This window comes from Comamonas testosteroni TK102 (assembly GCF_000739375.1).
Taxonomy (GTDB): domain Bacteria; phylum Pseudomonadota; class Gammaproteobacteria; order Burkholderiales; family Burkholderiaceae_C; genus Comamonas; species Comamonas brasiliensis.
This window is the reverse complement of the sequence record NZ_CP006704.1, coordinates 1,694,008-1,708,315: the sequence shown is the minus strand read 5'-3', so window position 1 is coordinate 1,708,315 and position 14,308 is coordinate 1,694,008. Positions and strand designations below refer to the sequence as shown.

Sequence of the window (14,308 nt, the reverse complement as noted above, 5' to 3'; positions counted from 1 at the left end):
GATGTCGTTGCTACAGGTGGTCGAGCTGGTCACGCAGTTGCTGAGCATGCGTGCGCAATGCTGATTGCTGCCCAGGCGGGAATTTCTGCCACTGTCGGTACACCAGTGCCAACCGGTGGTTGCTGCCAAGAACATCGACGTGACGCGCAAAAAAGTCCCAGTAAAGAGCGTTGAAAGGGCAGGCACTCGGGCCGGTTTTCTGCTTTGGGGTGTACGCGCAACCCTGGCAATAGTCGCCCATGCGCTGCAGATAGGCCCCGCTGCTGACATAGGGTTTGGTGGCAATCAGGCCGCCATCGGCGCGCTGGCTCATACCCAGTGTGTTGGGCAGCTCTACCCATTCAAAAGCGTCAATGTAGATGCCCAGGTACCAGCGGTGCAGCTCCACCGGATCCAGCCCCGCCAGCAAGGCAAAGTTGCCGATCACCATCAGCCGCTGGATATGGTGGGCATGTGCGGTTTGTAGCGACTGCTTGATGGACTGCTGCAAACAGCGCATATGGGTGTCCCCAGTCCAGAACCAGCGCGGAAGCGACAAGTGGTGGTCCAGCGCATTGCGACTTTCGTAGCCTGGCATATGTGCCCAATAGATGCCGCGGATGTACTCACGCCAGCCGAGGAGCTGACGCACAAAGCCTTCCACAGCAGCTAGCGGCGCGTGGCCTGAGCGCCAAGCGGCTTCGGCACACTGCAGCACCTCCAGAGGGTGCAGCATCTTCACGTTCAACGCGAACGAAAGCAAAGAGTGGAATAAGCGCGGCGCTTGGCTTGACATTGCGTCTTCATAGTCACCAAAGTGCGGCAGTGCATGGGTGACAAATGCCTCTACACAGCGCATTGCCTCTTGCCGGTTCAATGGCCAACGCAGTGCGTCCGCCTGCGCGTCACCGAAGCTTTGAACATTGCTGCGCTGCACGATTTCCCAGAGCGTGCTGTGGTCGTGGAGGGGACGCCAGTCCTCAGGCTCGGCAGGGGTTCCTGGCCAGGGTTTGCGGTTGTCGCGGTCAAAGTTCCACTGTCCGCCAACGGGCTGTTCATGTTCATCCAGCAGCAGTCGGTAACGGCGGCGCATGGTGCGGTAGAAATGCTCCATCAACCATTGGCGGCGCCCACGCATCTGGGTAGCCAGGTCATCGCGTGCCGTCAGGAAGTGTTCGCTGTCTACTGCTTTGCAGGTCAACTGCTGGCTGCTAGCCCAGGCCTGCAGTTGGGCGTCCAGCCGCCACTCGTCGGGCTGCTGCCATTGCACCGTGTGGGCGCCGTAGTGCACAGCAAGCGCTGCCAGGTTGCCGGGTATGGAATGGCGGTTACTGGCATCGTCGATCGACACATAACGAACCCGGTGGCCGTCGGCACGCAGTTGGCGCGCAAAGTCGCGCATGGCAGCAAAAATGGCCAGAATTTTCTGTGCATGGTGCAGCACGTAGTCGGTTTCCTGCCGCACCTCCATCAGCACATACACCACCTGCAGATCCACCTGCCGAAACCAACTGTGTTCCGGATTGAGCTGATCACCCAGTACCAGACGCAGGGTATGTGCGCTGTGGATGGCGGGCTTACTATCGCTCATGCTTTACCCCAGAGACGCTGGTAGGCTCCATCAGCGTCGTAGGTGGCGGCTTGTTTGACAGGATCAAAGCGACGCCCTCCTTGCGGATCTGTACCCCGACCGGCAATGTAAAGCCAGTTGCCCTGGTTGCTATAGACGTCGTAGTCCAGCAACTGTGACTCAAACCAGGCAGCGCCGGCGCGCCAGTCACAGCCCAGGTCATGGATCAGATAGCTGGCCGCCACTTGGCGCAAACGGTTGCTGAGGTAGCCCGTGGCAACCAACTCGCGCATGGCTGCATCCACTAGCGTCTGGCCGGTTTGCCCTGAGCACCAGGCTGCAAAGTTCTGATCATCATGTGGCGTGGCAAGCTCCTGACCCAGACCCCGTGCACGGTAGAGCGCGCGACCATGCTGCATATGCAGAAAACGAAAATAGTCCCGCCATAGCAGCTCGAACCAGAGCCAGTGGCTGCTTTCGGTCGCGCCTCGCGTAGCCTCAAATTGTCGAAGTTCAGCGTAGGCTTGCCGTGGCGACAACGCGCCTGTAGCTAGCCAGAGCGACCATTTGCTTGAGTAGTCCAATCCCACCAGACCGTTACGCGTGCGCTTGTAGCTGTGGGGAAGACCGCGTGCGAGATACTGCCGCAGGTGTGCAAGGGCCGCAGACTCGCCGCCTTGCAGGAAGGCGATGGCGCTTCGGGCATCAAGCGAATTAGAGGCATCGGTCAATGCATCCAGAGCAAGTGCCTGCTCTTGAAGGTACTTGCTGGGTATATTCGGCGGAACTCTGGGCAGAGCCTCCGGCACTGGCAGAGGCGGGTAAGGTTGTAGCTTGACGTGCTCAACTGCCTGACGAAACGGGGTGAACACAGCAGGCAACTTTCGCACCGGCCATGGCAATTGGTCCGGGTGCAGCAGGCTGCTGTGCCACACGGTGTGCACCTGCAGGCCTGCAGCTCGCAGAGCGTCGACCTCGGTTTGCTCCTCGGGCGCTGCGATGTCTTCACAGACAATGGTGCAGGCACCTATGGCCTGTGCCAGCGCAGGCAGGGCCGTGGCGGCTGGCGCATTCAAAATCAATAGCTGAGAGCGCAGTTCATGAAAATTTTCGGCCAGGTTCTGTATCGTCTTGACTAGCCAGGTGCGACGGTGCTGGCCGATGCGGGCAAAGCCCCAATGGGTTCTGGCTTGAATGTCCGGCAGGCACAGCACCGGCAATATGTACTGCGCCCCCATCCTGCACGCGGCGTGAAGCACGGGTTGGTCGTGCAGGCGCAGGTCGTTGCGCAACCAGAGCAGCACTGTGCTCATGTCTGTTCCCCGGGTGGAGGTGACTGCTTGCGCTGCCGTCGGCAGCGTTCGGAGCAGTATTTGACCTCGTCCCACACCTGAGCCCACTTTTTGCGCCAGGCAAATGGGCGCCCGCAGCAAAGGCATGACTTTTCAGGCAGATGCGGTTTGCGGTGCACGGCATGCCTCCTTCGGTCTCAGCCCGCGTGCGCGTGCAGCGCCGTGTGGACATGCCGGGCCAGGCTCCGTCCGCTCAGCCAGGCACCTTCCACGCTACCGCTGTGCATCCAGTCTCCGCACATTCCCAAACCTGCTGCAGCGTCCCACCATGCGCCAGCATTCAATGGGTTAGCGGTGTCGGCATAGCGCCAACGATGAGCGGTAGCCTGAACATTGGCGGGATCGGGGCCTCCCAGTTGCGCGAATGCATGCAGCAGTGCGACCGTAACAGTTGCGGCATCGTCTTCCAAATGTGCCTCGCTCCAACTGTGTGCGGCATGCAGCAGCCAGGTTTCGGTGCCGCCTCGGCCAGGTTTGCTGCTGTCGCGTGCGATCCAACGCAATGGACTGTGCTCGACAAAGCAGCCGTCTACTGGCAGTGACAACGGTTGATGGCAGCGCACCATGAGTGCCCAGCAGGGCAGCATCCTGGCATTGCTTGCAAGGGCAGTGGCATCAGGAGCAACACCTGCCAGCAGCGGCGCGGCCTGCGGTGCTGGAACGGCAAGCACAACCGCTTCGTAGCGATGTGGCTCGGTGCCATGCTCCTGGCTTTGCAGAATCCAGCCAAACGCCGAACGCGGTTGCAAAGGTTCGACGGTGGCTTGCCACTGAAAACGCACAGATTGCGATATGGCATGCATGTCGCGCACCATATGTGCAGCCGGAGAGGTCATGCGTGGGATGCCGACAAAGCGCTCCAAAAAGCTGTCTTGCGGGGCGAAGTCATGACCATCGTGTCTGCCGATACGGCCCTGCCAAACCTGCGCAGCGCCTGCCTGCTGCCAATCGGAGACCTGTTTTCTAAACTCTGCATGATGTGCCGTGAAATACTGGGCACCGTGGTCACACTGCCAATCAATGTCTCCATTGCTGCTACGGCGCGTACTCATTCGACCGGAGGGACCCCGACTTTTGTCGAACACATGGACGCAGTGGCCCGCTTCTACTAAGGCCTGAGCGCAAGCCAGCCCGGACATGCCTGCACCAATGATTGCAATGGCTTTGTTGCTGCTGCTCTCTGCAGGGTTGGGGGTGCTCATGGGAATTCAAAGTCTGTAAGTACTAGATGCATCCGCGTGGACGCAAAGTCGCGGGAATATGACTTTTCTGAAGTCAAGGCTGGTTCGATTGAGGGACTTTCGTGACACGGCTCAGGTCTATGCCCAGGGTTTTGGCCTTCTGTAGCAACAGATTGAACTGTTGCTCGGGAATGGTCTTATTGCGTGACAAAAGCCAGAAGTAATCCATGCTGCTGCCAATCACCAAAGAAGTTTGATAGTCCTCATCAAGGCTCACCACGTTGTAGCCGCCATAGAAAGGGCCGAAGAAAGACACCTTCAGAGCCCCAACATCTGGCGACCCAAGGAATCGAGCCTTGCCCTCGGCTTCGCGCCATTTCTGCTTGACTGAGTCGAATCCTCGGTTCAGCACCGCAACGCTTCCGTCATCGTTGAGGCTGTAGCTAGCTGAGACCTGGGTCAAGTCTTTTTCGAAGCTGTGATCGATCCGTGCCAACTCGTACCAAGTCCCCATGTAGCGCTTGGCATCAAAACCGGTAACCGGCTTCACCCCAGTAGGTATGTCAACAGCACAACCCGATAGAACAACGTTGGCACCCACAAGGACCGTCGCAAGCGCTGTCGCGCGTATGAAAGAGCTTCTAGAGATATGCATAAAGTTCCTTTGGTTAATGCGCAATACAGAGGCAACGATCTGCGCGATTCCTCCGCCTGAGCCAACCTGTTGCGCATGTTCGGGTTCAGACCGAATTCCAAAATTACTCTGTTGAGCGAGCCAAAAAATTAGCCAAACCGTCAGTAGTCTTGTTCTTCAAGCGCAGTGCAACATGCCGGTTCAACCGTAGCTCCCGCAATACTTGAATCACAGACTGCAGGTGAGACGCGAGAAGACACCGGAAAAATCGCTGCCGCGGCGCGCTGCCATCTTGGAGACAAGGTGCTGCTCGAACTCGCAGACTGCGTACTGCTCTTAGGCACTCCTAGTAAGCAATTGATTTGCATTCCCCGTTCGGTCTATTTCCGTATCTATGCGCTCCTGTACAGGAAGTACACCGCGTCACTAAAGCTCAACTGAACATGAACGTTCTTTTTGCTTTGCATCATCATTTTTCAAACTAATCAGATCAAACAATGAACTCATCAGTTCAAACTATAAACTAAAGATGCCAGACGTGCACTATTGGGGCATTGATGTACTAGATCTGCAGGTGCTCGCTATGTGCGTTATTGCAAAAAAAGACATTGAAGTCGCAGTGTTGCTATATTTTTTAGAGCAATCTCCTGCCAATGAGCCACTGCTGAAAGTGTTAGGGGTCAGAGCTGATGACATGCAGCCCGTGCATGCGACGGTCATGCAGCGTAATGTCACGCCCATCATTCGCCAGAAAAAGAATGTCAGGATGCGCAAAGATGTGTTTTTGCACTGAAAAGCTGCTATCCCTCATGCAGGAGGCTCGGTAGCAGGCTTGGTTACGACCGGGGCAGCTTGGTAGATACCAGGGTGAACTGCATCACGTGGCTAGGTGAATAGTTGATGTCATGCACGTTCTAGCGGTCAATGAACCTCACATTCGAGCCGCCGGCTCACTGAACGGCGCTGACCTCCGACACTGGCTGTGGGTAGGTCCTGTTTGGTGTTAGCGAAATCTGGCCCGGAGCTGATATACGCAACATCCCCGGTCATTACAAAAAAGGCGCAACGTCCCGGCCTCTGACTGGGAAGGTGCGCCACTGGACTCTCTGTCAGACCGCTTTCCAAAAAATATAGTCAGCCTGATATTGCACGATCTGCTTGCTGCCCAGATTCGCAGCTCCGCAGGCCATGCTCGGCGCGACGCCCCCCTTGGTTGCCACACGCTGGATATAGGTCACCCCCTGCATGGCTCCCATGCCGGTGGCAGGATTGGCCTTGACCAGTTGCAGCGGGATATTGCCCGCTCCGGCAGGAGCCACGGCAAGCTGCGTCGCAGTGACCTTGGAGCCGTCGTTGTTCTCCCAAGTCGCTGGCGGCCCCCAGTATTTGCCGATGACCGTGCCGCTTCGCGTTTGCAGCTTTGCGTCAGGGCCTACAAACACCCATTCGTGATCGGCTGCCATGTCCTTCTTGGCCCGACACTCATACGTGATCTGGCCAACACCCACGGTCTCCATGGCCACTTTGTGTCCTGCGGGGACTTGCACGGTAGCCGGAAGTTCGGCTTGTGAATACATGGAGTGAGAGCCCATGGATGAGCATGCGCTCAGGCCAAGTGCGAATAGGGACAGAGCGGTCAGCGAAAGCGTGTGTCGATGCATCATGAATATTCCCTCAAACAAGATGAAAAATGCACCGGGCGAGACTGTCCGGTACTCGGGGCTTCGCCAGGTCAGCCGCCAAATGACAAGGCATTGCCTGGCAAGGGGCGGCCGAGAGCCGAGATAAGGGCCGTGTAGTGCATGGTTTCATCGGCGGCCAGGCGTCCTGCGACCTTGGCCAGGTCACGGTTTTCGAAAGCTGGAATGACGCCCAGGTAGGCATTGGTCGCGCCAAGCTCCAGTCTTGCGGCCAGATTGAGCACGTCGGCCTGACTCTTGAGGGTTGCGGCCTTGAGAGACTCGGCATAGGCCTGCATCGAGGCCTCGTCCACCGGCTTTCCGCCCATCTTCTGGATGGTGGCAATCAACGCGTCACGGTGGGCCTTGTGGTGGCTCTGGAACAACACGGCCACATCCAGAACGGGCTTTTGCAGCAGCCCGCTGCCGGCACCCAATTGGTAGGCGTTGATGGCCTCATGCTCCAGTCCCAGGGCCACATTGAGGATGGATACATCCTTGGCTGGATCATTGCCCATGCCTTGGGCCAGGGCCTCGTTGCCTGCCAGCATGGCGACCGCCACGGCTGACAAAGTGCCGGTGGCGCCAAGAAATCCGCGACGCGAGGCCATGGGCGAGGAATGGCCTTCAAACAGATGGATGCTCATGATGACTCCTGGTTGACTGTGGGGATGTGTCTATCGGTTTTGATGTCCGACGCTTGGAATACGCAGCCTTTTGAGCGGTGGATTCAAGTTTTTGAAAAATTTTTTCAGCCATTTCGCGCGTTGTCCAAATCCAGTGGCTGGGTTGCTGCGTATAGGTGATTACCAGGAACTGCAACATGCCTTGGCAGTTATCCAACAGCAGAGCATGAAGCTGGTCTTACTGATCAAAATGGCTGCATGAGCGCCCAAACACCGGACAACCAACTGATGGACTTGATCGACCGCGTAGCAACCCGGGACGAGGTTGCTCTCAAGCTGCTGTACGACCAGACCGCCTCGCGGCTGTATGGCCTAGCTTTGCGCATACTCGGAAACAAGGAGTGGGCCGAGGATGTGCTGCAAGAGAGCTTTCTGGGAATCTGGCGCAGTGCGGGGGCCTACCGGGACTCACTCAGCCCGCCCCTGGCCTGGATGGGCATGCTGGTGCGCAGCCGGGCCCTGGACTTTTTGCGCCGGCGCAGAGCCGAGCGCCTGCATCTCAATTTACCGATTGAGGACTTTGAGGAGTTGCCCCAGGACAAGGACGCGCAAGGACCAATGCAATTGGTGGAGGCCAGTGAACAAGCCGTGGTCTTGCATCAGTGTCTAGAAAAGCTGGAGCAGCCACAGCGCCAGGTGGTGAGCCTGGCCTATCTGAATGATTTAAGTCATAGCGAACTGGCCAGCAGCCTGAAGCTGCCGCTGGGCACGGTCAAGACATGGATGCGCCGCAGCCTAGAGCAACTGCGCAAATGCATGGCACGCCATGTTTGAGCGCCAGGAGTCAACATCATGAATCTGACCCAAAACCCTGAATTACTTGACCGCCTGGCTGCCTCCTATTCACTGGGAACTTTGCACGGAGGGGCACGCCGTCGCTTTGAGCAACTGGCACGCGAGTATCCTCAGGTGCGTGCGGCAGCCTTGCTGTGGCAAGGCCGCTGGTCGGCCCTCTCCGAAGTCCAGACTCCGGTGCAGCCCGATGCAGTGGTCTGGACACGCATTGCCAACCTACTGCAGGCCGAAACTGCCAAAGCCAAGTTGGCTAGGCAGCGTGAAACTGCATCGAAGTCGGCATGGCCGACACTCGCATGGTGGCGTGGACTGGCAATGGCAGGCGGTTTAGCCACGGTGGCGGCTATCTCGGTGGGGCTTTGGTCGCATCAAGGACTCAGGGATGACTCGCAGCAGAAACTGTCTGCGTTACAGACTCAACTCCAGATGGCGCAGGCTGAATTGCAGGCGGCCCCCCAAATTCAATATGTGGCGGTGCTCGCCGATGGCAAGGCCGATGCGTCCATGCTGGTGACCTTCGATCCCCGGCACCAGCAACTGGTATTGCAGCGCGTGAGCGGCTTCAAGGAGGCTGACAACAAGTCTCTGCAATTGTGGGCCTTGCCTCAGCAAGGTGCGCCACGTTCCTTGGGGGTCATGGGTGATGGAAAACTCGACCAGCTCCCAGCACAAGAGACTGATGTGAAAGCAATACCAGCCCTGGCCATTAGTCTGGAGCCGAAAGGCGGCGTACCCAGTTCAACAGGGCCGACTGGCCCGGTGCTATTCAAGGGTGCGCTCATTCGCAGGGATATTTGACTCAGGCCTCTGCAAACACGAAGGCAGCTCGAAGCTGTTGAATCTCAATGGCTACCCCAGGTCGGCCACGCCTATTCGAAAGCCACAAAATGGAGTTTCAACACCCCTCGGGCGCACTGACGGCGGCTGTTGGCTACTAACATGAAACCCGGCATTGAGCTATCGACAGCATTGATGCTTGGATGGCTGTTATGGAGCGATGACCGGTAGGTCGCAATACAGCTACGAACACGGAAAATCATTGCATAGCGGTCCTTCAAGCACCAATGCAGGGGCTGACAACTGACAGGTTTAGCGTGTCGCTGTCAGTTGCAACACGAAGGTTAGTGGAGCCCGTTTAAAGCGGCTCATGAACAGGTTATGCCGCACCTGAGTGACTGCTTCGAGTGCACCTCGTGAGCCTTGAAGGGGGCTTGAGGTTACAGCGTCATTGGCCGTGGGTGATCCGCTGCAGACCAAGTCGAACCTGCTCTACAACTGCCGGATCCGCCAGACCTTTTTCAGGATGTGATCTGACAAGCTTGTCACGACACCAAGCGGGCCACTGCAGATAGTCATCGTCAATAGCAAGCCAATCGGATGGACGGCGACGAAACACATCTGCCCAGACCTGCATACCTCGGTAAGCTGATTCGAATTCGGTCCGATTCATCTGGCTGTGAAAGGTTGCCCCGACGACCCTGGTGCGCAACTCAAGAGGCAGACGGCGTGCGGCACCATGACAACCGTACTTCATGACCCAGGAAGTAGACAGAACGATGCGGACTGCGGAATGAGGCTCCAAGAGCTTGACTAGCAAAGGAGCATGTTCGAATAACCTGTCTCTGGAAGATGCGTCTAGGTAGGGCCCTTTTGATGCTGACCAAAGCACATTATGGTGATGTAAAACGCCGTCGAAATCGAGGTACAGAACCGGTCCGCAACCAGACGACTCTGACCTATTGATGTCCATGTTCGTCATGGCCGATCTTCTTCGGAAAAATGCAGTTTTTTGCAGCAGGCGACATTAAGGCTCTCAATACTTCCAGCTCACCAACTGAGCTACAGAGCTCTGGTCACTTAGACCTTCTGGCAATGAAACCCCACCACTTGGAGGCATCAACTGAGTACGCAATTCTTTCAGTGGCTAGCCAATTGGAGCCATTTCCTTACTCTGCCTTGAACTAAGGGGTCAGAAAGGCCTCTCCTAGGGTCACACAGGATCAGCGACTTTGAGCCTTCTGAGAAAAATTGGGCAACATCATCCAGCACAGCGAAATCATTGACTTGATGATGCGTCAGCCAATCACGTATAGCCTCATCCTTCCCCTTATATCTGCTTAAGGAACCTGCAAACCACGTTGAAATTGGCGTCAACAAATCGACCAGATTTGCATCCGAAAGGAACAAGCGCCAAGAGCTAGAGACGACAACGGCCACGTCATCATGCTTGTGCAAAAGGTCATGCAAGGTTGGCAGATGTTGAAACGTGTCTGGAAAGCTCTTTCTGATCTGATTCGCGGTGAGAGGAGGCCTAGCTCCTGCAATGGCTTCCGGCGGATGAAGTACTCCATCGAAGTCCAAGAACAGTGCTCTTGATTGATGAGGCTTAAGCATAGTGCTTGGGTACTTAGAGGTATCAGCGCGCGCTACTTATCCTTGAGTGAGTCTGAGTTTGACGTTGCCCACTTTAGTGAACTGACCACCAGGTGTTGCTTTACTCGTTGGGTGAGGTAGGAAAGTTACTTCGCAGCTTGGTCATGATCCACGCATTTTCTTCCGGGGTGAGACCCCAAGACTTTTGCGTCAATGAAAGTGCTACTGCGTTTAGTAGTGCCTCCCACGTGTGGCTAGGCTGCTTTGTCCTGTTGCAGTACGCAACAAGCTGTTCAACCAGATCAGCACACATCTCATAGCGTTGATAGATTTCATCCTCGCTTGGCTGATCTAAGTAGTAGCGACCGTCTATTTCTACAACGCTCAATTTCGGTTGAGTGCCGGAGAGTGCGCTGAAGCATGGCTGCCTGGGGAAATCTATGGGTGCTACTTTCATCACAAGGATCCTTTGTGACTACGAGAGGAATCGGTTGAGGCGGTATCGTGGACGAACCAAAACTGTGGCGAAACTACTCTGATGACAGGATCTTTTCGAATCCATCGATGAGAGTTTCAAAGGCCGTGCCACTGTCAACGCGTTGGCGTCGAGAGGAAATCTCTTGCTCGACGTATGAAAGGAACAGTTTCAGGCCCTTGTCGATGTGCCGCTCAGGAAGCATTTCTGGCGAAGTTGTCCGAGCACTGGCCAACGCAGGGTGTCTTCGAAATATGTGAAAGACAAGGGCCACGGGAGCGAGGGAAAAAGGACCTAACCTACCACCCAGCAATGCATCGGAACTGAAGTTGTCTAATTTCTGGATACAGGGAACTAACCTCTCAAGCTCCTCAGTCGAGAAGTCTGCAAGTGGGTGCTCTAACCAATCCTTGGCACGCATTTTTTGCTGAACATCAGCGTACGTAAGCCCGACCGAAATTTCTGCGGAGGTGGACATCTTTGCCTTTCCAAGGAACTTAAATTTGCTAGCAAGATGCTATTTTGCACCATAAATGGTGGTGCATAAGTGATTCATGCATTGGACATTTCACGCCATGAAAAGTCCAAATGACATAGAAATACAAGGCGCTATTGCTATCGAAATTAAGCATCGGCGCGCCAAGTGCAAGATCAGTCAGGAAGAACTTGCGCATAGGGCGCAAGTTCACCGGACATTCGTGGCAAAAATTGAAACCGCCCAGACACAGCCATCACTTGTTGTGCTTTTTAGAATGGCAGAAGCTCTAGAGACTGATTTTTCTGAGCTAGTGATAGCTATAGAGAAAAGATATCGCTGCCGAGTGAACCAGTAGGCCGCCAAGCGGCTGTACGGACAATGGCGTTGGCAGCGTTTGCACCAAGCCATGCTGGTACGTCTGCGCGAGCATGACCAGATTAATTGGAGCAGAGCCAGCATAGATAGCTCCTCGGTGCCAAGCCTCAGGTGGACTAGGAAACGGGCCCAACCCCACCGACAGAGGCAAGCTCGGCTCCAAACGGCATATCGTCGTAGATGCCAGAGGCATCCCACTGGTGATCCTCATCAGTGGAGCCAACAGGCATGACTCCATGATGTTCGAGAAGTGTATGGATGCGATTCCAGCCATTGCCGGCTTGCCGGGGCTGGCACGCAAGCGGCCGGCGAAGCTGCATGCGGACAAAGGCTACGATTACAAGCGCTGCCGCGCCTATCTCAGGCGACGAGGCATTGCCAGCTGGATTGCCAGGCGAGGTGTCGAGAGCAGCGAAAAGCTAGGCAAGCATCGCTGCGTTGTAGAACGCACACATGGCTGGTTTGCAGGCTTTGGCAAGCTGCGCATCCGCTTTGAAAGGCGGCTGGATATCCACGACGCGTTGCTGAAACTGGCCGCTGGATCATCTGTGCACGCTTCGTGGATAGGTGGTGTTAGCCGCTCTAAGCCGACAAAGGCTCCAGATTGGAGTCTAGGAAACCGCGTAGGGATGCTCTGGCCAGACTTGATAAGTGCTTTGCCTCCGAGCGATATGGACAAATTCAAGCAAGGCTCCTTGAAATGTGTCCATATCTCTTGCAAAAAAAATGGACACATAAATTGCTCAAGGGCTAAAGTTTCCCTCGTAGCACATGTGTCCACATTCTCACAAGTACCGAATCGTCCCAAGTGTCTACCAATTTCACCATCGAGGCCCACTTCACCACCAGCGCCGGGCGCCAGGGGGAAGTATTGCATCAGCCAGGCGACCAAAGCAATAAAAAAGGGAAGCTTTTGCTTCCCTTTTCAAAACCTGGAGCGGGAAAACGGGTTCGAACCGTCGACCTATACCTTGGCAAGGTATCGCTCTACCAACTGAGCTATTCCCGCATTTCTGAAAAGCTGCGCGCCTTACAGAGCAGACCTGAATTATAGCCATGATTTTCGGCCGCTTTCCGAAAACCGCCTGGCTTTTTCAGACAGTCCTGTTCAGGCCGGCTGTGAAGCAGGCGCGAGCCGGCTCTTGACGATCTGCAGCAGATCGCGCTTTTGCACCTTGTTGGAGGCGTTGACGGGCAGGCCGTCCAGCTGCAGCACGAAGCGCGGCACCTTGTAGTTGGCCATATTCGCGCGGCACCAGGCGGTGAAGGCTTCCTTGTCCAGCGTGATGCCGTTGCGTGCCACCACGCAGGCACAGCCCACCTCACCCATGCGCTCGTCGGCCACTCCGACCACGGCGACCTGTGCCACCTCGGGATGATTGGAGAGCATGCGCTCGATCTCTGCGGGGTAGCAATTGAAGCCTCCCACGATGAACATGTCCTTGAGGCGGTCGGTGATGCGCAGATAGCCGCGCTCGTCAAGCACGCCCACATCGCCGGTATGCAGCCAGCCATCGGCATCGATGGTCTCGGCCGTGGCTTTTTCGTCCTCGAAGTAGCCCTGCATGATGTGATAGCCACGCAGCAGCACCTCGCCCGCCTCGCCGGGGGCCACGGGCTGCCCCTGCTCGTTGACGCAGCGCACCTCGGTCCCGGGCAGGGCCTTGCCGCAGGTATTGGCCACGGTTTCCACATTGTCGGCCGGCTCGCAGAGCGTGGCGCAACCACCGCATTCCGTCAGGCCGTAGGCCGTGGTGACATTCTGGATGCCCAGCTCCTCGCGCATGCGCTTGATGAGAATGGGAGGAACGGTGGAGGCGCCAGTCACGGAGGACTGCAGCGAACTCAGATCGAAATCCTTGAGCCCCGGATGCGCCAGCATGGACAGGAACAGGGTGGGCGGCCCGGGCAGGAAGCTGATGCGGTCGCTCTCGATGCGCTGCAAGATGGCCTGTGCATCGAACACCTGCTCGGGATAGACGGTGGAGCCCTGAAGCAAGGCCGCCACCCAGCCTGCCTTGTAGCCAAAGGTGTGGAAGAAGGGGTTGACGATCAGGTAGCGGCTGCCCTCGGTCAAACCCACCACCTCCGACCAGGCCTTGAAAGCCAGAATCGTCGGTCGGTGAGCGCACATCACGCCCTTGGGGCGGCCTGTGGTGCCGGAGGTGAACATCAGGTCGGCCGTGTCGTCTGGCTTGATCCCGGCTTCGCGCTGCTGCTGGGCCTGGGCAGTCGTGCTCTCGGCCCTGGCCATGAACTGCGCCCAGCTCAGGTCTGCGCTGGGCAGCACCTTGTCACCGAGCACCACCACCTGCTCCAGCGTGGCAGGGCGCAGACCTTGCAGCAGATCGGGGTAGTAGTTATTCAGAAAGTCCCCCACGCATACCAGCACCCTGGCGCGGCTGCGCTCCAGAATGTCGGCAGCTTCGGCGCCCTTCATCCGGGTGTTCAAGGGCACCAGCACGCCGCCTGCGGCATGCACGCCGCAGGCGGCCACGATCCACTCGCTGAGATTCGGCGCCCACAGCGCCACCCGGTCACCGGCCTGCACGCCCAGGCTCATCAAGGCTCGTGCGGCCTGGCGGCTCAGTTGCTGCAGCTCGGCATAGCTGATGGACTTGCCGCTTTCGACAATCGCCGCGCGGGTGGAAAAGCGGCTGACCACATCGGCCAGCATGCCCGGCAAGGTCAGCGAGGACTCGGGCATCGCATTCTGGTTGGGTTTCGACAT

The 14,308-nt window shown here is 56.9% G+C and carries 16 protein-coding genes, 1 tRNA gene and 1 pseudogene; 5 read left to right on the top strand and 13 right to left on the bottom strand.

Annotated elements, in window-relative coordinates:
* Positions 1-10: 10 nt before the first annotated feature.
* The 5 genes from O987_RS07710 to O987_RS07695 all read right to left on the bottom strand — a co-directional run bounded on the left by O987_RS07710 (position 11) and on the right by O987_RS07695 (position 4,632).
* Positions 11-1,570 carry a cryptochrome/photolyase family protein gene (locus tag O987_RS07710; RefSeq protein ID WP_043371441.1) on the bottom strand — a complete coding sequence of 520 codons (1,560 nt, stop codon included), beginning with the start codon at positions 1,568-1,570 and terminating at the stop codon, positions 11-13.
* Positions 1,567-2,862, bottom strand: coding sequence for a DASH family cryptochrome (locus O987_RS07705; protein ID WP_043371438.1), 1,296 nt, complete (start codon positions 2,860-2,862; stop codon positions 1,567-1,569). The genes O987_RS07710 and O987_RS07705 overlap by 4 nt, the downstream gene beginning before the upstream one ends.
* Positions 2,859-3,020, bottom strand: a complete 162-nt coding sequence (locus tag O987_RS27805; RefSeq protein ID WP_080731466.1) for a DUF2256 domain-containing protein — start codon at positions 3,018-3,020, stop codon at positions 2,859-2,861. Before O987_RS27805 ends, O987_RS07705 begins: the two co-directional genes overlap by 4 nt.
* A gap of 18 nt (positions 3,021-3,038) precedes the next feature.
* A complete protein-coding gene (locus tag O987_RS07700; RefSeq protein WP_043371436.1) occupies positions 3,039-4,103 on the bottom strand; it encodes an NAD(P)/FAD-dependent oxidoreductase in 1,065 nt (354 codons plus the stop codon).
* Positions 4,104-4,176: 73 nt separating this feature from the next.
* Positions 4,177-4,632 carry a lipocalin family protein gene (locus tag O987_RS07695; protein ID WP_043376210.1) on the bottom strand — a complete coding sequence of 152 codons (456 nt, stop codon included), beginning with the start codon at positions 4,630-4,632 and terminating at the stop codon, positions 4,177-4,179.
* Between the two features lie 613 nt (positions 4,633-5,245).
* On the opposite strand from O987_RS07695, the gene O987_RS07690 reads away from it, so the two are divergent.
* On the top strand, positions 5,246-5,509 hold the full coding sequence (locus tag O987_RS07690) for a hypothetical protein (RefSeq protein WP_043371433.1): 264 nt from the start codon (positions 5,246-5,248) through the stop codon (positions 5,507-5,509).
* A gap of 316 nt (positions 5,510-5,825) precedes the next feature.
* On the opposite strand, the gene O987_RS07685 is transcribed toward O987_RS07690, so the two are convergent.
* On the bottom strand, positions 5,826-6,377 hold the full coding sequence (locus tag O987_RS07685; protein ID WP_043376208.1) for a DUF3455 domain-containing protein: 552 nt from the start codon (positions 6,375-6,377) through the stop codon (positions 5,826-5,828).
* A gap of 71 nt (positions 6,378-6,448) precedes the next feature.
* On the bottom strand, positions 6,449-7,042 hold the full coding sequence (locus O987_RS07680; protein ID WP_043371432.1) for a ferritin-like domain-containing protein: 594 nt from the start codon (positions 7,040-7,042) through the stop codon (positions 6,449-6,451).
* 237 nt (positions 7,043-7,279) lie between these two features.
* On the opposite strand from O987_RS07680, the gene O987_RS07675 reads away from it, so the two are divergent.
* On the top strand, positions 7,280-7,855 hold the full coding sequence (locus O987_RS07675; protein ID WP_043371430.1) for an RNA polymerase sigma factor: 576 nt from the start codon (positions 7,280-7,282) through the stop codon (positions 7,853-7,855).
* Positions 7,856-7,873: 18 nt separating this feature from the next.
* A complete protein-coding gene (locus tag O987_RS07670) occupies positions 7,874-8,674 on the top strand; it encodes an anti-sigma factor (RefSeq protein WP_043371429.1) in 801 nt (266 codons plus the stop codon).
* Positions 8,675-9,101: 427 nt separating this feature from the next.
* Here the strand turns inward: O987_RS07670 and O987_RS27800 are convergent, their stop codons facing one another.
* The 4 genes from O987_RS27800 to O987_RS07665 all read right to left on the bottom strand — a co-directional run bounded on the left by O987_RS27800 (position 9,102) and on the right by O987_RS07665 (position 11,202).
* The gene (locus tag O987_RS27800) at positions 9,102-9,635 is read right to left on the bottom strand and encodes an HAD domain-containing protein (protein WP_235214298.1); all 534 of its coding nucleotides are present in this window, start codon (positions 9,633-9,635) and stop codon (positions 9,102-9,104) included.
* Between the two features lie 158 nt (positions 9,636-9,793).
* Positions 9,794-10,237, bottom strand: coding sequence for an HAD domain-containing protein (locus O987_RS28660; RefSeq protein ID WP_144244903.1), 444 nt, complete (start codon positions 10,235-10,237; stop codon positions 9,794-9,796).
* Positions 10,238-10,370: 133 nt separating this feature from the next.
* On the bottom strand, positions 10,371-10,706 hold the full coding sequence (locus tag O987_RS28655) for a hypothetical protein (RefSeq protein WP_144244902.1): 336 nt from the start codon (positions 10,704-10,706) through the stop codon (positions 10,371-10,373).
* A 73-nt stretch (positions 10,707-10,779) separates the two neighbouring features.
* Positions 10,780-11,202: a hypothetical protein gene (locus tag O987_RS07665; RefSeq protein ID WP_043371427.1), complete on the bottom strand. Its 423-nt coding sequence runs from the start codon at positions 11,200-11,202 to the stop codon at positions 10,780-10,782.
* Between the two features lie 76 nt (positions 11,203-11,278).
* Between O987_RS07665 and O987_RS27795 the strand changes: the two genes are divergently transcribed.
* Together O987_RS27795 and O987_RS27790 are read left to right on the top strand one after the other, a co-directional pair.
* Complete coding sequence (locus O987_RS27795) at positions 11,279-11,557, top strand: helix-turn-helix domain-containing protein (RefSeq protein WP_235214297.1); 279 nt, start codon at positions 11,279-11,281, stop codon at positions 11,555-11,557.
* 30 nt (positions 11,558-11,587) lie between these two features.
* Positions 11,588-12,154, top strand: a pseudogene (locus O987_RS27790) (IS5 family transposase); the annotation flags it as partial.
* Positions 12,155-12,510: 356 nt separating this feature from the next.
* Here O987_RS27790 and O987_RS07660 read toward each other — a convergent pair.
* Positions 12,511-12,586, bottom strand: a tRNA-Gly gene (locus O987_RS07660).
* Positions 12,587-12,685: 99 nt separating this feature from the next.
* Entirely contained in the window at positions 12,686-14,308 is a 1,623-nt protein-coding gene (locus O987_RS07655; RefSeq protein ID WP_043371424.1) for a FadD3 family acyl-CoA ligase, read from the bottom strand.

Excerpts from the sequence above, each read along its gene's own strand:
- O987_RS07700 (WP_043371436.1), bottom strand. The coding sequence starts at position 4,103 with ATGAGCACCCCCAACCCTGCAGAGAGCAGCAGCAACAAAGCCATTGCA.
- O987_RS07675 (WP_043371430.1), top strand. The coding sequence starts at position 7,280 with ATGAGCGCCCAAACACCGGACAACCAACTGATGGACTTGATCGACCGC.
- O987_RS27800 (WP_235214298.1), bottom strand. The coding sequence starts at position 9,635 with ATGACGAACATGGACATCAATAGGTCAGAGTCGTCTGGTTGCGGACCG.
- O987_RS07685 (WP_043376208.1), bottom strand. The coding sequence starts at position 6,377 with ATGCATCGACACACGCTTTCGCTGACCGCTCTGTCCCTATTCGCACTT.
- O987_RS07680 (WP_043371432.1), bottom strand. The coding sequence starts at position 7,042 with ATGAGCATCCATCTGTTTGAAGGCCATTCCTCGCCCATGGCCTCGCGT.
- O987_RS07670 (WP_043371429.1), top strand. The coding sequence starts at position 7,874 with ATGAATCTGACCCAAAACCCTGAATTACTTGACCGCCTGGCTGCCTCC.
- O987_RS07665 (WP_043371427.1), bottom strand. The coding sequence starts at position 11,202 with ATGTCCACCTCCGCAGAAATTTCGGTCGGGCTTACGTACGCTGATGTT.
- O987_RS28655 (WP_144244902.1), bottom strand. The coding sequence starts at position 10,706 with ATGAAAGTAGCACCCATAGATTTCCCCAGGCAGCCATGCTTCAGCGCA.
- O987_RS07690 (WP_043371433.1), top strand. The coding sequence starts at position 5,246 with ATGCCAGACGTGCACTATTGGGGCATTGATGTACTAGATCTGCAGGTG.
- O987_RS07655 (WP_043371424.1), bottom strand. The coding sequence starts at position 14,308 with ATGTCGAAACCCAACCAGAATGCGATGCCCGAGTCCTCGCTGACCTTG.
- O987_RS27795 (WP_235214297.1), top strand. The coding sequence starts at position 11,279 with ATGCATTGGACATTTCACGCCATGAAAAGTCCAAATGACATAGAAATA.
- O987_RS07705 (WP_043371438.1), bottom strand. The coding sequence starts at position 2,862 with ATGAGCACAGTGCTGCTCTGGTTGCGCAACGACCTGCGCCTGCACGAC.
- O987_RS07710 (WP_043371441.1), bottom strand. The coding sequence starts at position 1,570 with ATGAGCGATAGTAAGCCCGCCATCCACAGCGCACATACCCTGCGTCTG.